Annotated in this window: 17 protein-coding genes; 15 read left to right on the top strand and 2 right to left on the bottom strand. The window is 62.2% G+C overall.

Annotated elements, in window-relative coordinates; all coding sequences use genetic code 11:
• Window positions 1–60 precede the first annotated feature (60 nt).
• Genes AC3IT0_RS03225 through AC3IT0_RS03210 form a run of 4 tightly spaced genes read left to right on the top strand, consistent with a single transcriptional unit; the run spans window position 61 to window position 4,037 of the window.
• Complete coding sequence (locus tag AC3IT0_RS03225) at window positions 61–1,137, top strand: ABC transporter permease (RefSeq protein WP_489322361.1); 1,077 nt, start codon at window positions 61–63, stop codon at window positions 1,135–1,137.
• A gap of 59 nt (window positions 1,138–1,196) precedes the next feature.
• Entirely contained in the window at window positions 1,197–2,228 is a 1,032-nt protein-coding gene (locus AC3IT0_RS03220) for a LacI family DNA-binding transcriptional regulator (RefSeq protein WP_489323707.1), read from the top strand.
• A gap of 10 nt (window positions 2,229–2,238) precedes the next feature.
• Window positions 2,239–3,180: an aldo/keto reductase gene (locus AC3IT0_RS03215; RefSeq protein WP_489322360.1), complete on the top strand. Its 942-nt coding sequence runs from the start codon at window positions 2,239–2,241 to the stop codon at window positions 3,178–3,180.
• A 23-nt stretch (window positions 3,181–3,203) separates the two neighbouring features.
• Window positions 3,204–4,037, top strand: coding sequence for an aldo/keto reductase (locus tag AC3IT0_RS03210; protein ID WP_489322359.1), 834 nt, complete (start codon window positions 3,204–3,206; stop codon window positions 4,035–4,037).
• Here the strand turns inward: AC3IT0_RS03210 and AC3IT0_RS03205 are convergent.
• Together AC3IT0_RS03205 and AC3IT0_RS03200 are read right to left on the bottom strand one after the other, a co-directional pair.
• The gene (locus AC3IT0_RS03205; RefSeq protein WP_489323706.1) at window positions 4,034–5,032 is read right to left on the bottom strand and encodes a LacI family DNA-binding transcriptional regulator; all 999 of its coding nucleotides are present in this window, start codon (window positions 5,030–5,032) and stop codon (window positions 4,034–4,036) included. The two genes, AC3IT0_RS03210 and AC3IT0_RS03205, sit on opposite strands and share 4 nt — an antisense overlap.
• 698 nt (window positions 5,033–5,730) lie before the next feature.
• On the bottom strand, window positions 5,731–7,026 hold the full coding sequence (locus AC3IT0_RS03200; protein WP_489322358.1) for an ROK family protein: 1,296 nt from the start codon (window positions 7,024–7,026) through the stop codon (window positions 5,731–5,733).
• Between the two features lie 139 nt (window positions 7,027–7,165).
• On the opposite strand from AC3IT0_RS03200, the gene AC3IT0_RS03195 reads away from it, so the two are divergent.
• The 11 genes from AC3IT0_RS03195 to AC3IT0_RS03145 all read left to right on the top strand — a co-directional run bounded on the left by AC3IT0_RS03195 (window position 7,166) and on the right by AC3IT0_RS03145 (window position 17,611).
• A complete protein-coding gene (locus tag AC3IT0_RS03195) occupies window positions 7,166–8,320 on the top strand; it encodes a substrate-binding domain-containing protein (RefSeq protein WP_489322357.1) in 1,155 nt (384 codons plus the stop codon).
• A gap of 53 nt (window positions 8,321–8,373) precedes the next feature.
• Window positions 8,374–9,882, top strand: a complete 1,509-nt coding sequence (locus AC3IT0_RS03190) for a sugar ABC transporter ATP-binding protein (protein WP_489322356.1) — start codon at window positions 8,374–8,376, stop codon at window positions 9,880–9,882.
• 2 nt (window positions 9,883–9,884) lie between these two features.
• A complete protein-coding gene (locus AC3IT0_RS03185) occupies window positions 9,885–10,874 on the top strand; it encodes an ABC transporter permease (RefSeq protein WP_489322355.1) in 990 nt (329 codons plus the stop codon).
• Between the two features lie 7 nt (window positions 10,875–10,881).
• On the top strand, window positions 10,882–12,030 hold the full coding sequence (locus AC3IT0_RS03180; RefSeq protein ID WP_489322354.1) for a Gfo/Idh/MocA family protein: 1,149 nt from the start codon (window positions 10,882–10,884) through the stop codon (window positions 12,028–12,030).
• Window positions 12,030–12,860: a sugar phosphate isomerase/epimerase family protein gene (locus AC3IT0_RS03175; protein ID WP_489322353.1), complete on the top strand. Its 831-nt coding sequence runs from the start codon at window positions 12,030–12,032 to the stop codon at window positions 12,858–12,860. The genes AC3IT0_RS03180 and AC3IT0_RS03175 overlap by 1 nt, the downstream gene beginning before the upstream one ends.
• Before the next feature lie 17 nt (window positions 12,861–12,877).
• A complete protein-coding gene (locus AC3IT0_RS03170; protein ID WP_489322352.1) occupies window positions 12,878–14,050 on the top strand; it encodes a levoglucosan dehydrogenase in 1,173 nt (390 codons plus the stop codon).
• 86 nt (window positions 14,051–14,136) lie between these two features.
• Window positions 14,137–14,457 carry a putative quinol monooxygenase gene (locus tag AC3IT0_RS03165; protein WP_489322351.1) on the top strand — a complete coding sequence of 107 codons (321 nt, stop codon included), beginning with the start codon at window positions 14,137–14,139 and terminating at the stop codon, window positions 14,455–14,457.
• A 45-nt stretch (window positions 14,458–14,502) separates the two neighbouring features.
• Window positions 14,503–15,504 carry a sugar phosphate isomerase/epimerase family protein gene (locus AC3IT0_RS03160; protein ID WP_489322350.1) on the top strand — a complete coding sequence of 334 codons (1,002 nt, stop codon included), beginning with the start codon at window positions 14,503–14,505 and terminating at the stop codon, window positions 15,502–15,504.
• A 29-nt stretch (window positions 15,505–15,533) separates the two neighbouring features.
• The gene (locus tag AC3IT0_RS03155; protein ID WP_489322349.1) at window positions 15,534–16,064 is read left to right on the top strand and encodes a GNAT family N-acetyltransferase; all 531 of its coding nucleotides are present in this window, start codon (window positions 15,534–15,536) and stop codon (window positions 16,062–16,064) included.
• Window positions 16,065–16,220: 156 nt separating this feature from the next.
• A complete protein-coding gene (locus tag AC3IT0_RS03150) occupies window positions 16,221–16,928 on the top strand; it encodes a DsbA family oxidoreductase (RefSeq protein WP_489322348.1) in 708 nt (235 codons plus the stop codon).
• Between the two features lie 53 nt (window positions 16,929–16,981).
• Window positions 16,982–17,611, top strand: a complete 630-nt coding sequence (locus AC3IT0_RS03145) for a TetR/AcrR family transcriptional regulator (RefSeq protein ID WP_489322347.1) — start codon at window positions 16,982–16,984, stop codon at window positions 17,609–17,611.
• Window positions 17,612–17,619: the final 8 nt, after the last annotated feature.

Genomic DNA, 17,619 nt, shown 5'->3' with positions numbered 1-17,619 from the left:
AGTACACATCGCCTCACCACCTACCGAACCATCAAGTTCCTCGAACCCACGGAGAATACATTGGGAAATCCCAGCACCATTGAAAAGCAGACTGAACCCCTGCCCGCCAACGGCGGACGGAGCAACGCAGCTCCCCGTCCAGTCATGGAAACGGCCAGACGCCTGCTTCCCAAGAGCTATCTGATCCTGGTCCTGCTCGCAATCATCATCATCGGAGCGGCAGTGTCGCCGGATTTTATGTCGGTCCGGAACGCCAATAACGTGATTGCCTTCTCGGCCATCATCGCGATCCTCGCCGTGGGTCAGTTCTTTGTAATCCTGACAGGCGGGATTGATCTGTCCGTAGGATCCATCCTGGCCATGTCCACCGTGGTCTCTGCCCTCACACTTCAAACGGGCATGTCCGCGGGATTGTCGGTCGCAATAACCCTGGGCGTCTGCGCACTGGCCGGCTTCATCAACGGGCTGATGGTTGTGTGGCTCAGGATCCCGCCGTTTATTGCCACGCTGGCGATGCTCAGCATAGTTAAGGGATTCAGCTACATCATCCAGTCCACCAGCCTGATCCAGATTTCGGACACTTCGTTCATCTCCGCCTTTTCCAGCGGCGTGACCCTGGGGCTCCGCAATCCGGTTCTCATCTTCATCCTTGTCACGCTCATTGCAGCCTTCGTCACCAAATTCACCACCATGGGGCGCCGACTGTACGCCATCGGCGGCAATCCCGAGGCGGCCCGGCTATCCGGTCTGCCCGTGCACCGGGACCTCCTTATCACCTACACCGTTTCCGGGCTGTTGGCTGGCCTCGCCGGTCTTATCGCAGCTGCCCAGCTGCTGCAGGGAAGTTCTCTCATCGGAACCGGCTACGAGCTGGACGCTATCGCAGCGGTCGTCGTAGGCGGCGCTTCACTGATGGGCGGCAAGGGAGACCCGATCAGCGCCGTGATAGGTGTCTTCATCCTGGCGACGATCATCAACATCATGAACCTGGTGGGCATCTCCTCGGAACCGCAGCTGGTTATCAAGGGCGCCGTTGTGGTGCTCGCCGTGTTCCTCTCCAGCGCAGGAGGAGTGCAACGCATCTCGGCCTTCCTAAGCAGGGCGTTTGGGCGCCACCAGACTAAAGTGCCGGCCTAAGAGAACGAACAGCCACCATGTCCAGTGAGGTCTCACCCACGCCGCCCCGCAACTCGAGAATGATCGACGTCGCCCGGCTGGCCGGCGTCTCCCAGCAGACGGTATCCCGGCTGGTCAATGGTGACAGGAACGTGCGCCCCGAAATCCGTGAGCGCGTGGAAGACGCCATCCGGCAGCTTCAGTACCGGCGCAACACCGCGGCGCGTGCCCTGGCCACCAACCGGACCATGAATCTGGGGGTCATAAGCTTTGGTCTGACCCAGTATGGGCCGTCCGTGGCACTGTTCGGCATCGCCGATGAGGCACGCAAGGCCGGTTACGCCACCAGCCTCGTCACCCTCGAGGAGGCCGGGGTCGAGGACATCAGCCGGGGTCTGGACCATCTCGTCGCGGATTCTGTTGACGGGATCATTGTCTTGGCACCCGTCCAGAGCGCATTGACAGCACTGAGCGCACTGTCCACCTCTGTGCCGCTCGTGGTGTTTGCACCGGGCGCGGACGAGGGTATAGCCAACGTGGCAGTGGACGAGGTACTCGGGGCGCGCTTAGCGACACGTCATCTACTGGATCTCGGTCACGAGACTGTTTGGCATGTCAGTGGTCCGGAAGGCTGGCTGGGTGCCGAGGCCCGCATTCGCGGCTGGCGGGCGGAGCTGTCCTCTGCCGGCCGCGTCGCCAACGTGGACTTTAAAGCCGACTGGAGCGCCGAATCCGGCTGCCTGGCGGGTAGGAAGATCGCGGCGAACCCGGACATCACCGCCGTCTTTGTGGCCAACGACCAGATGGCTCTGGGCGTTCTCAGTGCCCTGAAAGAGGAAGGCGTGCGTGTTCCCGAAGACATCAGCATCGTCGGATTCGATGATGTTCCCGAGTCAAGGTACTACGTCCCCGGCCTGACCACCATCCGCCTGAACTTTAGCGAGGTGGGAAGGCTGTGCGTCGGGCGGATCCTGGACCTGATGAAAGGTTTAGCGCTGGATCCCGTTCCACGACTGCAGCCCAAACTCATTCACAGGTCCAGCACGGCACCCCCACAAATGGAAGATGCAGCATCAGCGTCTCTCCTAAGAGCAATATCAACAACCACGTGAGGAACGAAAAATGAAAAACCGACCCTTTGGCAAGACAGGCCTTACCGTCTCACCAGTCTGTGTGGGCACCAGCCCCCTGGGCAGCTTCCCGGCCCAATACGGTTACGAAGTGAGCACCGACCAGGCGATAGCGACCTTGCTCGAGGTCTTCCGTGGACCGTTCAACTTCATCGACACCTCCAACGAGTATGGCGGCGGAGAAAGTGAACGCAGGATCGGAATGGCCACCGACAGAGCGGGCGGCCTCCCCGACGGGTACCTGCTCGCCACCAAAATGGACCCGCTCCCGGGCACCACCGACTTCTCCGAAGAGAGGGTCCGGGCCTCCGTAAAGGAGAGCCTGGAACGGCTGGGACTGGACCGGCTCGAACTCGTATACCTGCACGATCCCGAAAAAATCAGCTTCGAAGAAGGCATCGCACCCGGCGGGCCGCTTCAGGCCCTGGTCAAACTTCGCGACGAGGGAGTCATCCGGCACCTCGGCGTCGCAGGCGGCCCCATCGATCTCATGCTGAAGTACCTGGCCACCGACGAATTCGAAGCAGTGATCAGCCACAACCGCTACACGCTCGTGGACCAGTCCGCACTGCCCCTGATCGACGACGCCGACCGCCGCGGAATCGCCTTCGTCAACGGCGCCCCCTACGGCGGCGGGATGCTCGTCAAAGGCCCGGACGAGCACCCCAACTATTGCTACGCGCCGGCAAGCGAAGCCACCAAGGAACGAGTCCGCCAGATGCAGCAGATCCTCGCCCCCCACGACATTCCTCTGGCCGCCGCCGCACTCCAATTTTCACTCCGAGAACCACGCATCGCATCCACGATTGTCGGAATGTCCGCGCCCGAACGCATCGCCCAAACCGTCCGGCTCGCAGAATGGGAAATCCCCGAGAGCGTCTGGGCCCAGCTGGAGCCGCTGGCCGCAGTGGGCCGCGACGGCTTCGAAAACTAGACCGGAGCTGCAAAGGACAAACCATGCCAACCACACTCCACCCCCCGGTCCTCGTACAGAACGACGGGTTACCGATACCCCAGATCGGACTCGGCATCTACGGCCCGGACGACAACGAGGCTGCCGATGCGGTAGTCAGTGCCCTGGCGGCCGGGTACAGAAGCATCGACACCGCCGCGTTCTATTTGAACGAAGCGGGAGTCGGAGAAGGTCTCCGGCGCTCCGGCATCCCCCGAGAGGAGGTCCATGTCACCACCAAAGTCTGGGGCGACGACCATGGCTATGACGAGGCGTTGGCGGCCTTCGACCGCAGCCTCAGTTCTCTGGGGCTGGAGTACGTCGACCTCTACCTCATCCACTGGCCGCTGCCCGCCAAGGACCGGTACGTTGACACGTGGCGGGCTCTGGAGAGAATCCTCAGAAATGGCCGGGCTAAATCGATCGGCGTCTCCAACTTCCAGCCACACCACTTGGAGCGCCTCTTTGCGGACACTGAGATCCGCCCCGTAGTTAACCAGATCGAACTTCATCCGGGTTTTCAGAATGAGGCCGTCCGCGAGTTTAATGCCCAGCAGGGTATCCTCACCCAGGCGTGGTCGCCCCTTGGCCGTGGGCGGGTTTTCGAAAACGCGGACCTGATCAAGATTGCGCAGAAACATTCCAGAAGTGTCGCCCAGATCGTGATCCGATGGCACGTTGAACTCGGAAATGTGGTTATCCCCAAATCCGTAACTCCGGAGAGGATGAAGGAAAACCTTAACGTCTTCGACTTCACACTCGACGAGGACGATCACAGAACCATAAGGAACCTTGAAACCGGGGCGCGGACGGGCGACAACCCTGACCTTTTCGGCTAGGATCGACGACCGTTCCGGGGCGGCGGGGCCGTACTGTCACGCACGACGAGTTCAGGCTGAATCTTTGCCAGCTCAGACGATTCGGCCCCGCCGATGAGGCTCAGAATTCGCTCCACACAATTGCGGCCAACTTCACGGAAGTCCATCCGGACAGTCGTCAGTGCTGGCTGGTAGTAACGGCTATCGGGAACATCATCGAAGCCCGCGATGCTGACTTCAGCGGGACAGCTGACGCCCTCTTCCCGTAAAGCGCTCAGAACTCCCATTGCCATGTGGTCGTTCGCCACGAAGACGGCAGTGATATCCGGATTCTTGACGATCTCCAGTCCAGCGGCATAGCCCGACGCGGAAGTCCAGTCTCCCAAAATCGGCTGTGGCGCCACCCTTTTCGCTGCGGCCAGCTCGGACTGCCACCCACGGATTCGAGCGTCCGTGCCGACCCAGGCCTGATCACCACACACCTGCCACACCGTCTCGTGGCCCAGTTCAAGCAGGTGCCGGGTTACAAGTCGCGCACCGAGCTCTTCATCGAGGGCTACGCTTGAAATAGTGTGTTCCGCAGCTGGCTCGAAACTCACCACAGGTACGCCATCCGAGAGAGCCGCTATTAAGCCCTGGACGCCTTTGATCGGCGCGAAAACTATGACGCCATCAACCCCGTTGACGATGAGGTGGTTCATGGCTGCACTCATACTGTTCAACTGAGTATCCGAAACAGTGACAAGGGTGATGGTGTAACCCGCCTTTCGTGCGGATTCCTCAATACCCAAAAGCGCCAGTGAAGGGCCGTAATAATCCAGACCGAAGGAAATGACCCCCAAGGTCATGCTCCTGCTCGTCACCAATGCACGGGCAGCGGTGTTACGGCGATACCTCAACTTCCGAACGGCGTCCTCCACACTCTGGCGGACCTCCGGCCCAACATTCGTGCTCCCGTTCAAGACCCTCGAGACGGTCTGCTGGGACACGCCGGCGAGCCTCGCCACATCGATCATTCTCGCGCTCCGCGGGGCAGTTTCTCTTTCATATGAGGCCATTTATCAAGGCTAACTGCAATCCAGTGGCTCGACCGCAAGCACGCGAGTGGTAGTAGTGGCCCAGTCTCAGCGTTCGTCTCACAGCCCGCGGAAAGGTCTGCCGACGCTCTCAATCGAAGATCCTTGCTTCGGGTACGACCTGTGGCAGGACTGCCTTCTCCGGGCTGGGGGCGCATCTGAACGTCGGCAGCTGAGCGGCCGATTTCCAGCTCGTGGGGTAGTAGACGCGTCCGCCGACTTTCGAGGCCTCTTCCGGGGTACTGCTGCTTACGGCGAAGCGGATGGGGGGCTCATAGGCGCCCTCGTCAAGCAGCGGGCACCGCGGTGTCTCGCGTACTTCAACTACAGCAGGACCCGCCCATCAGAGAATGCCTGGCAACCCCTCTGGAACCACCGCTTCCGCCTTTCTGGCTGTGTCCGGAACCCGGAAGCCCGTGCCCGCCGAGAGCCCCGGCACATCCCGACGAGAAAGAGACCACGCCTTCCACTTTGACGTTGACTATGTCCGGCGTCGCCGATTGATAAGCAGGATCTCGGTGGCGTCTCGGAAGTGAGCCGACACGTGTAATCCGCTGGACTCAATGGGTTCCCTTTCGTCCGCCGCCTTCGAGATTCGAAGAGTCCGTAGGAGTGACTCGTTCTAGCGACAAAGGCCTTCACGTGAGGTCAGTGCGGCCGGAAGGGGTTCCGCCTTGGATCCAGCGCTCGAGCAGGTGTCCTGACAGTAGTTGGTCGATAACCATGAATGCAGCTCCGCGGAGGCCCGCCTGGTCCCCGGTCGGCGACGGCATGATGCTCAGGTTCCGCGTAGCCAGCGGAAGCGAGCTTCCCAAGACCGTCTTCCTGACTTCTGCAAGATAGAGGTCTCCGGAGTCAGCGACTCCCCCGCCTACGAGGACCAGTGACGGGTTGAAAATGTTGACCAGCAGGGAGATGGCCTCGCCAACCTCCCTGGCCGAATAGAGCAATAGATCGGTCGCGTCGGCGTCGCCCCGGCGAGCCGCGTCCGCGACATCGCGAGCGTTGACGGAGCCGTGGTCCGCAATCGTTGTTGCAAGCAGCCGGCTCTTTCCGGATTTCCCAAGGGCTTCTCCCTGGCGGGCAATTGCGGCGCCCCCGGCCACGGCTTCCAAACAGCCGCGCTTTCCGCAGCGGCAAGCCACGGAGTCCGGACCCAACCGGATGTGGCCGATGTCGCCGGCGCTTCCAAGTGCGCCACGGTGCAACCGGCCTTGGGATATGAGACCTGCGCCAATGCCTGTCCCCACCTTGACGTACACAATCTCAGAGTGGTCCTGCCCTAGGCCGTCCCGAAATTCACCCAAAGCCATGAGATTTACCTCGTTATCCGCCCATACAGGGGCCGAGAAGTTGCCTTGGAAGAACGCCCTGACGTCGTAGCCGTCCCAACCGGGCATGATAGGCGGCACTACCGGCTTTCCTGTCGCGAACTCCACCGGGCCGGGCAGTCCGATACCGATACCCCACAGCCGGGGACTCCCATCGTGGCGTTCCAACAGCTCGTCAAAGAGCTGTGCCACGCGCTTGAGAATCACTTCAGGCCCGTTATTGATGTCGCTAGGCTCCTCAACGGCCGAAACGATTCGCCCGTCCAGATCCGTCAGTGCCACGCCCAGGCTGGTTGCACCAAGTTCCGCAACGAGCACCTGTCCGGCGGTGGCTTTGAAAGCGAGCTGCCTCGGGGCCCGGCCACCCTGTGAAGGTCCGGTAGGTCCTTCCTCCAAGAGTCCTGAGTCAAGGAGGTACTCCACTCTTTGAGAGACGACATTCCGGCCCAGTCCAGTAACTCTGACGACCTCCGGCCTCGTCAGAGCCTGCCCAGACCGCACTGCATTCAGCACTGCGACCAAGGAACCGATTTGTTCCCCAACGAGCGCCACATTTGAGTTCTTCGTCGTCACTCCGTAGCTCCTTTTGCTGATGACCTTCAACCATTATCCCCCAAAGGGTTGACTTATGCACAACACGTGCATAACTTTGTGTTGTGCCAGTCACACGACGAGGTGACACTGACGGCCCCGGCTGATGGTCCAAGGCGGTACCCAGCCTCATATTCATTGGAGAATAGTCATGAAATACAAGCTCCCGCTTGTTGCTCTCGCCACCGCACTCGTTCTGACTGCGACCGGCTGCAGCTCTTCCGGAACCACCACCACAACGCAGGATGCGGGCGTCTCGGAAAAGGCCGATGCCGCACTGGCCAAGATCAAAGGCCAGGTTCTCAGCAAAGGCCCGAACGGCGAGGAGGCGTCTCCGGCCTCGGTCGCAGATCTGAGCGAGGAAGATATCGCGAAGGTCAAGGCCCTTGGAGCCAAGGCTGCAATCGTTATGCACTATGGCGGCAATGACTGGGCTAATGCCCAGATCGCGGGCCTTAAGAGTGAATTCTCGCGTCTTGGGATCAACCTCATTGCCACTACGGATGCGAACTTCAAGCCGGACAAGCAGGTTTCCGATCTTGAGACGATCATGACCCAGAACCCCGACGTCATTATTTCCATCCCCACCGATCCTGTGGCTACGGCTTCCGCCTACAAGAAGGCCGCAGCGGCCGGAGCGAAGCTTGTCTTCATGGACAACGTTCCTAAGGGACTCACCGCCGGTACGGACTACGTCTCTGTAGTATCGGCCGACAACTTCGGCAACGGCGTGGTCTCCGCCCACCTGATGGCGAAGGCTCTTGGCGGCAAGGGCAAGATCGGCCTGATCTTCCACGAAGCCGACTTCTTTGTCACCAAGCAGCGCTACCAGGGGTTCAAGGAGACCATCACCAAGGACTACCCGGACATCCAGATCGTCGAAGAGAAGGGCATCGCCGGTCCCGACTTCGCCGGTGACGCACAGGGCGCCGCAAACGCCATGCTCAGCAAGTACGCCGACCTCTCCGGCATTTGGGCCGTCTGGGATGTCCCGGCCGAAGGCGTCATGGCGGCAGCCCGTGCGGCCGGCCGTCCTGACCTGAAAATCGCCACGGAAGACCTGGGCAAAAACGTTGCCATCGCACTCGCCAAGAACGAGCTCGTTATCGGCCTCGGCGCACAGCTGCCGTTCGACCAGGGCGTAACAGAAGCCCGGCTCGCAGCGATGGCCCTGCTCGGCAAGACCACGCCGGCCTATGTGGCGCTGAGCGCTGTACCCGTGGACCACAACAACGTCCTCGAAGCCTGGAAGCAGGTTTACCACGAGGACGCCCCCAAGGACATTCAGGACTCCTTCAAGAAATAGCAGGCGTGGGGCAGGGTTTCGGCCTTGCCCCACCCAGTGAAAGCGATCTCACCATGAACACAGGAGCCCTCGCCGTTGAAATGCGGTCGATCTCAAAAGGATTCAACGGAGTCAATGTCCTCAACGACGTGGACTTCGAAGTCCGCGCAGGGGAAGTGCACGCTCTTGCCGGCGGAAACGGCGCCGGCAAGTCCACGCTGATGAAAATTCTTCAGGGTGTCTACCACGCTGATGAGGGAACCATCCTCGTCGGAGGACAGCAAGTCGACATCAAAACCATTCAGGATGCTAAGGCCGCCGGAATCGGCATGGTGTTCCAGGAATTCAGCCTGGTCCCGAGCCTGACCGTAGCGCAGAACATCTTCCTCGCGGCAGAACCGCAAGGACGTAGCGGTCTGATCGATGACCGGGCAGCTGTCCGGAAGGCCCGCGAAGTCTTCAAGGAAATGGAAGTCGAGGTCGACCCGCGCGCCCATGTTTCGCGTCTTGGCACGGCCTATTGGCAGCTAACGGAAATCGCGAAGGCCCTCGCACAAGATGCCAAGGTGCTGATCATGGACGAGCCGACCGCCAGCCTGGCCCGGCACGAGACGGAGGCGCTCTTCGATCTCGTGGATCGGCTCAAGAAGCGCGGCATATCCATCATCTACATCTCCCACCGCATGGACGAGGTCTACCGTATTGCCGACCGCATCACGATCCTGCGTGACGGACAACGCCTCCTCACGGAACCATTGTCCAATGTCACGCCGGAACAGATCGTGGAAGGCATCGTGGGCAAGAAGATCGAGGGTCAGATGAGTTACAAGGAACGTGATCACGACTCGGAGACGGCATCCCCCATCCTCGAGGCCCGGGACCTTACGTCGGGCAAGCGCGTCCGCAACGTCTCCTTCACACTTCACGCCGGCGAGATCCTTGGGCTGGCTGGACTGATGGGAAGCGGCCGGACGGAGCTCGCCAGGGTGCTGTTCGGCATTGATCCCCTTGAAAGCGGGGAGATCCTGCTCCGCGGTCAGAAAATCTCGATCTCAAACCCGCGCAAGGCCATCGAGGCCGGCCTGGCTCTCATTCCCGAGGACCGGCGCGCGCAGGGGCTGGTCTTGGACCACTCCGTTCGGGAAAACCTGCTGCTGCCGCTGCTCGACCAGATCCGGCGCGGACCTTTGCTGGACGCGGGAGAAGGAAGGAATCTTTCAAACTCGCTCATCAAGAAATTCGCAGTGAAGGTTGCTCACCCCAACAAGCCCGTACGGCTGCTGTCCGGCGGAAACCAGCAGAAGGTCGTGTTGGCCAAGTGGCTCGGCACGGATCCCGACGTCCTGATCCTGGACGAACCGACAGCGGGCGTCGACATCGGCACGAAGAGCGAAATCCTCGACATGATTCGCGATCTGGCCAACGCAGGCAAGGCCGTCATCGTCATTTCCTCCGAATACCCGGAACTGCTCGCCGTCAGCGACAGGGTCCTGGTCCTCAGGGATGGCTCCGTCACTCGGGATTTGAAGCGCAGCGAAATCGAAGACGAAGAATCACTACAACTCGCAGTTCAGGGAGTCTGATCATGAACAACCCAACCATCTCAGCGAAGGCTTCTGAGGAGAAAACGCCCTTCAACCTGAAGCGCACCCTTGGCGAGCTCGATTGGCGCCGCTACGTCATTTACATCGGCTTCGTCGTCGTGTTCATCTTCTTCGCGGTGCTGTTGCGCGACCAAGGCTTCCTGTCGCCCAACAATTTGCTGAACATCTTCCGCCAGACAGCAACCATTACTGTCATCGCCGTCGGCATGACGTACGTCATCGCGTGCGCCGAAATTGACCTGAGCGTGGGCTCGGTCGCCGGACTCTCGAGCGTCTGCACGGCCATGGCGTTGGCCCAATGGGGAATCGTCCCGGGCATCCTGGCAGGTCTCGCCGTCGGTCTGGTCGTCGGATCGATCAACGGCGCCCTTGTCAGCCTGCTGGGTATCCCTTCCTTCCTGGTAACGCTGGGCATGCTCGGCATCGCAGTCGGCGTGGCCCAATGGATCACGGCTTCGGCGCCGCAGCCCATTCTCAACGACACGTTCAACATGCTGTTCGGCTCCGGTAATTTCGGTCCCGTTCCCGGACTTATTGTGTGGAGCGCCATCTTTGTGGCGATCGGCGCAGTGGTACTTTCCCGGACCAAGTTCGGCCGCCAGGTCCTTGCCACCGGCGGCAACCGTACCGCGGCTGACTTCACGGGCATCAACACCAAGCGCATTAAGTTCCAGGTCCTTCTCATCTCCGGCATGGTCGCCAGTGTTGCCGGCATGCTCTACGCCGGTCGGCTCCAGTCCGGACGCTTCCAGTGGGGCAGCGGCGACGAACTCTCAGCCATCGCCGCAGTGATCCTGGGCGGAACCAGCCTCTTCGGCGGTGCCGGTTCGGTGGTCGGCACACTCTTCGGCGCCCTCCTGATCGGATTGATCAACAATGGCCTGATCCTCGCGGGACTGGACAGCAGCCAGCAGCAGGTTGTCCGCGGTGCGATTATCATCCTGGCCGTTGCCTTGGCCCGAAAGAAATGAGCACCGCATGACCGGGCAAATGAGGGCGGGAATCATCGGCACCGGGTTCATGGGGGAAGTCCACGCACATGCGGTGCGCGCCGCCGGCGGCGTCCTGAGCGAAATCGCCGGACGCACGCCGGAGAGTTCACGCGCGGCAGCGGGACGGCTCCATGCCGCAAAAGCCGCCGAATCCCCGGAAGCGCTGATCCGCAGTAACGATGTCGACGTCGTCCACATCTGCACCCCGAACGCCAGCCATGCCTACCTGGCCAGGCTGGCGCTTGAAGCAGGCAAGCACGTCGTGTGTGAAAAACCCTTGGCCACAACGGTTGAGGACGCCGAACAGCTCAGCACCCTGGCGGAGGGCACCGGATCTGTAGCGGCAGTACCTTTTATCTACCGTTTCTACCCGACAATCCGCGAAGCCAAGGCGCGGCTGACCCGCGGTGAGGCCGGCGAACTGTGGCTCCTGCACGGTTCCTACCTGCAGGACTGGCTAGCGAGCAGCTCCGCCACCAACTGGCGAGTGGACTCTGGCTCCGGCGGAGCGTCCAGGGCATTCGGCGACATTGGGGTGCACTGGTGCGACCTGATGGAATTCGTTACCGGGCACCAAATCACTCGTCTAGTGGCCAAAACGTCCAAAGCGTTTCCGCAACGCGCCAGCGAAAGCGGAATGCTAAACGTCGGAACGGAGGACGGTGCGGCGCTGCTGTTTGAAACCGATAAGGGCGCCACGGGGTCCCTGGTCGTCAGCCAGGTCACGCCGGGGAGAAAGAACCGGCTCTGGTTCTCGTTCGACGGTACCGAGGCGTCCTTGAGCTTCAACCAGGAAGAGCCGGAAACTCTCTGGGTGGGAAGCGTCCGCGGCAGCACCCGCGTACCGAGCGGCCCCGACACGCTTTCCTACCCGGAATCGCAGCGGTATGCCAGGCTCCCGGCCGGCCACCCGCACGGCTACCAGGACAGCTTCAATGCTTTCGTGGCCGACGTCTACGCCGCTGCCCGTGGCGAGAGTGTCGACGGGCTTCCAACCTTCCGCGACGGACTTCGCGCGGCACTGATCACCCAGGCAGTCGTGGATTCCACAGCCACTAACACCTGGGTCGATGTGCCAGGCCTGCAGGCAGGCTCCAGCATCTCTGACGAACTAACACCCGAAAGGCAAAGATAATGCAGCTTGGATACCACTCAATCACCTGGGGTGGCGTCACCGGCCACCCGGCAGGGGTCACCAGTGTCAAAGACCTTTACTACCGGTCCAACGGCTCCATGGAGGATGCCGTGCGGGACATTGCCGCGGTCGGCTATGAAGGAACAGAGATGTTCGACGGCAACCTCGTGGACTACGAAGACCGTCCGCAGGACCTGCAGGAACTGCTCAGCGATTCAGGTCTCAAACTCGTCTCCGTATACTCCGGCGCCAACTTCATCTTCGCCGACATCCTCCCCGAGGAACTGCACCGCATCAATCACGCCGCGGAGCTGGCAGCCACTTTCGGCGCCGAGCGACTCGTCGTCGGGGGCGGCGCACGTCGCGCCGCGGGCACCAGCGACGAAGACTACACCCTGCTCGCCAAGGGCCTGGACCGGGTCACTGAAATCGCTGAGAGCTTCGGCCTTACTGCGAGCTACCACCCTCACCTCAGCACCATCGTGGAGAGTCCGGACGAACTCGACCGCCTCATGACCAGAACGCGCATCGGATTCTGCCCCGACACCGCCCACCTTGCTGCCGGCGGCTGCGATCCGGCGGCAGCAATCCGGAAATACCCGGACCGTATCCGCCACGTGCACCTCAAGGATTTCCGTCAGGATCCGTTTGAGTTCCTCCCCCTCGGCGAAGGCGATCTGGATTTCCCTGACATCATCCGTGCGGTGAAGGAAAGCGGTTACGACAGCTGGCTGATGGTGGAACTCGATTCGTACGACGGCGATCCCAAGACCGCCGCCGAAATCAGCAAGAAATACCTCGACAAAATCCTCGCCGACACCGGCCTCTAAACGAAAAGGAACACGCCATGCAGAAACTTAACGTCGGCCTCATCGGCGGCGGCTTCATGGGCAAGGCCCACTCGCTCGCCTACGCTGCCATGCCCATGTTCTTCTGGCCCGCCCCTGCCATGCCGGTCCGCAAAATTATTGCGGAAGCCACTGATGATCTCGCAGCCCAGGCCGCCAGCCGCTTTGGTTTTGAAAACTCCACCTCAGACTGGCGCAGGATTATCGATGATCCCGATATCCACGTCGTCGACATCGCGACGCCAAACCACCTTCACGCCGAAATCGCCATCGCAGCCGCCCAGGCGGGGAAGCACATCATCTGCGAGAAGCCGCTGGCGCGGACGGGTGAGGAATCCAAGGCCATGTATGACGCGGTGAAGAACACTGACATCGTGCACATGGTTGCGTTCAACTACCGCCGCACACCGGCAGTCGCCCTGGCCAAAAAGTACATTGACGAGGGTGCCATCGGCCGGGTTATCAGCTTCCGCGGCACCTACCTGCAGGACTGGAGCGCCGACGCGAATTCCCCGCTCTCCTGGCGCTTTCAGAAGTCCATCGCAGGTTCGGGCGCATTGGGCGATATTGGAACCCACGTAATCGACATGGCCCGCTACCTCGTCGGCGAATTCACATCCGTCAATTCGGTAATGTCCACCTGGATTCCGGAGCGGCCGTTGCAGTCCGGCAGCGCGGACAGCCTGGGTAACGTCTCCGGTGGGGAAGGTCCCCGCGGGGCTGTGGATGTGGATGACGAAGTGCTCACCATGGTCAAGTTTGCCAACGGTGCCATCGGATCCATCGAAGCGACCCGCAATGCCTATGGCCGCAACAACTTCCTGACCTTCGAGATCCACGGCACCGAAGGTAGCATCGTGTTCAACTACGAACGTCGCGATGAACTCCAGGTTTGCTTCGCCAGCGACCCCGGTGACCGCCGGGGGTTCCGGACTGTCTACACCGGCCCTGCGCACCCGTACGGAGAAGGGCTCTGGCCCATCCCGGCCCTGGGCATTGGCTACGGTGAAACCAAGATCATTGAAGCCTACGATTTCTTCAAGGCAATCGCTGAAGGCGGAAGCGTCAGCCCGAACTTTGCCGACGGCTACCAGACTGCCTTGATCGACGATGCCATCATCGAATCCGCGGAGTCCGGCAACTGGGTGAAAGTGCCCAGCATCGAGGCGTAACCCCCACGAGATGCAGGTGCGGCGTCCCAGAGCAGGCGGCGCCGCACCTGCATCCTACACACCAAGGAGAACGAAAGAGCTTCTGAATGACCAATACACCAGCACCGGCCAACGATACGGCCACCTATGTCATCCCCGTCTTCAAGGCAAAACCCGGTCACGCCGACGAACTGGAGCAACTGCTGGCCGTCCTGCAGACCGCCAGCCGCCGCGATGACGGCTGTATCGAGTACACAGTCATTAGTGACGAACAGGACCGCAACACCTTCCTGCTGTACGAGAAGTGGACGGATGCCGATGCGCTGGTCCTCCACAACGAGAAACAACACGTTGTCGACTTCCTGGCATCCGCGGCGGAGCATATGGCTGAACCTTTGAACGTTCACAGGTTTCGTCCCATCGCCTAATTCGACGCAGAACATTCACACCCCCCGTCATCGAAGGAGCCTGACATGCCCCGCCCCTATACCCTGTTCACCGGCCAGTGGGCCGACCTCCCGTTCGAGGAAGTCGCACGCCTGGCCTCCGGCTGGGGCTACGACGGCCTGGAAATCGCCGTGTCCGGGGACCACCTGGACGCCTGGCGCTGGGACGAACCCGGGTACGTCGAGTCCAAACTCGCCGTACTGGCGAAGTACAACCTGAAGGTCTGGGCCATCTCCAACCACCTCAAGGGCCAGGCCGTGTGCGATGACCCCATCGACTTCCGCCACGAAGCGATCGTGGGCGCGAAGGTCTGGGGCGACGGCGACCCCGAAGGCGTCCGCCAACGCGCCGCCGAGGAAATGAAACACACCGCCCGGCTGGCCAAGGCACTCGGTGTGGACACCGTCGTCGGATTCACCGGCTCCTCCATCTGGCAATACGTGGCCATGTTCCCGCCCGTCCCCGCCGCCGTGATCGAGGCCGGCTACCAGGACTTCGCCGACCGCTGGAACCCCATCCTGGACGTCTTCGACGAATGCGGCGTCCGCTTCGCCCACGAGGTCCACCCCTCCGAAATCGCCTACGACTACTGGACCACCGTCCGCACCCTCGAAGCGATCGGCCACCGCGAAGCATTCGGCCTGAACTGGGACCCCTCGCACTTCATGTGGCAGGGCATCGACCCCGTCTCCTTCATCTGGGACTTCAAGGACCGGATCTACCACGTGGACTGCAAGGACACGAAGCTCCGCCCCACCGGCCGGAACACCGTCATGGGCTCGCACCTGCCCTGGGGCGACCCGCGCCGCGGCTGGGACTTCGTCTCCGCAGGCCGCGGCGACGTCCCCTGGGAATCCTCCTTCCGGGCCCTGACAGCGATCGGCTACGACGGGCCCATCTCGGTCGAATGGGAAGACGCCGGCATGGACCGCCTCCACGGCGCCCCCGAAGCCCTGGCAGCGCTGAAGAAGTTCGACTTCCCCGCCTCCCAGACCAGCTTCGACGCCGCCTTCAGCACCAAGCCCTGACCCGGAGGAAGCGCACGTAGAATCCCTGCATGACCCACACCATCCGGAAAGCAACAGCGGACGACGCCGGCCCGCTCGCCGAACTGGCGGCCGTCACCTTCCCGCTGGCCTGCCCGCCGTCGTCGTCACCGGAGGACATTGCCACGCACCTGGCCAACACGCTCAGCGAGCGGCACTTCCGGGAGTACCTGGCGGATCCTGAGGTCGCCATCCTGGTCATCGACGCCGACGGCGCGCTCCGCGGCTACAGCCTGCTCGTCAACCGGCCGGCAGAGGATCCGGATGTGGCGGCGGCGCTGAAAGTCCTGCCGTCCATGGAGCTCAGCAAATGCTACGTCCACCCCGAACACCACGGCCTGGGCGCTGCCGCCGAACTGATGCTCGCCAGCCTCCAGGCTGCCGCAGAAGCGGGCGCGGCCGGGGTGTGGCTGGGCGTGAACAGCCAGAACGCGCGGGCCATCCGGTTCTACGAGAAGTCCGGTTTCCGCAAGGTGGGCAGCAAGTCCTTCCGGCTGGGAACCACCGTGGAGCACGACTTCGTCCTCGAGCGAGCCGTCTGACCCCACCCAACGCGACACACCCACCGCCCACACCCAGCGCGAAGGGACACTTGCGGCCCCGCGGCTGAGGGCCGCAAGTGTGCGTTCGCGCTTCATGGTGACCAATCTGACACCCCGCCGGGGAATGGGCGTGTGACGCGCACAGTTGTGGCAAGCATGAAGATTGAGATCTGGTCAGACGTCGCGTGTCCGTGGTGCTATATCGGCAAGCGCCGCTTCGAGGCCGCCCTGGCCGAGTTCCCGCACCGCGACGCCGTGGAGGTGAAGTGGCGCAGCTACCAGCTGGACCCCACCCTCCCCGAGCATTACGACGGCACCGAACTGGACTACCTGAGCACGCGCAAGGGCATGGCCCCGGAACAGGTCTCGCAGATGTTTGACCACGTCACCCAGCAGGCAAAGGGCGAGGGCCTGGACTACCGGTTCGACCAAGTGGTGGTGGCCAACAGCTTCACTGCCCACCGCCTGATCCACCTCGCGGCCCAGCACGGACAGCAGGATGCCGCAAAGGAACGCCTGCTGAGCGATCACTTCGAGCACGGCAAGGACATCGGCAGCGCCGACTACCTCACCGCGCTGGGCCACGACCTGGGCCTCAACACTGACGACGTCGCCGAGCTCTTCACCACGGACAAATACGCCGACGACGTCCGCTTCGATTTCGAGGAAGCCCGCGCCCTGGGCATCAGCGGCGTCCCGTTCTTCGTGATCGACCGGAAGTTCGGGCTCTCCGGTGCCCAGCCGGCCGAAACGTTCACCGCGGCGCTCAACCAGGCGTGGCAGGAGACCAACCCGCTGGTTCTGGTTAACGCCGCGGACGGCAACGACGGCGAGGCCTGCGGCCCGGACGGCTGCGCGGTCTGACGCGGCCCGCTGAAAAGTCCGGGTTTACTGACACATCGCGGTAAAGTGTCCGCATGCCCAGGATTTCGGCGGCCAACAATGCCGCACAACGCGCCGAGACTCAACGCCGGGTCCTGACAGCGTTCGGGGAACTCCTGTTCACGCACGGACTGCCCGGATTGACCATGACGGACGTCGCCCGGCATGCCGGGGTGGGGCGGACGGCGGTCTATAACTATTACGCGGACATCGAAGAACTGCTGATCTCGTACGCCCTGGATGAGACCGAGCGTTTCCTCGCCGAACTCCGGGAGTCACTGAGCGCGCTCGAGAACCCCGTCGAACGGCTGGCGCTGTACGTGCGCACCCAGGTGGAGGACCTCAGCCGCCGCCACCTCCCGCCCGGACCGGCGATGGCGGCGGTGCTGTCGCCGTCGTCCTTTGCGAAACTGGCCGACCACGTGGGTGAACTCAGCGTCCTGCTGCAGGGCATCCTCCGGGACGGCATGGCGCAGGGGTACCTGCCGCAGGCGGACATTGGCCAGCAGGCGCAGCTCATTCACGGCACGCTCTCCTCCAGCGCCGCCCGCGGCAGCAACGAGCCCGCCGAACTTGAGGCCCGGATCGCCCGGACCGTGCGGTTCATCCAGCTGGGCGCCGGAGCAAGGTTCGACGACGACGGGGCACCCCTGCGCGTCAGCTAGCGTGTGGG

The sequence above is a fragment of the Pseudarthrobacter sp. KH_020_B genome (genome assembly GCF_057840185.1).
This window is presented reverse-complemented; position numbering and strand designations above follow the sequence as displayed.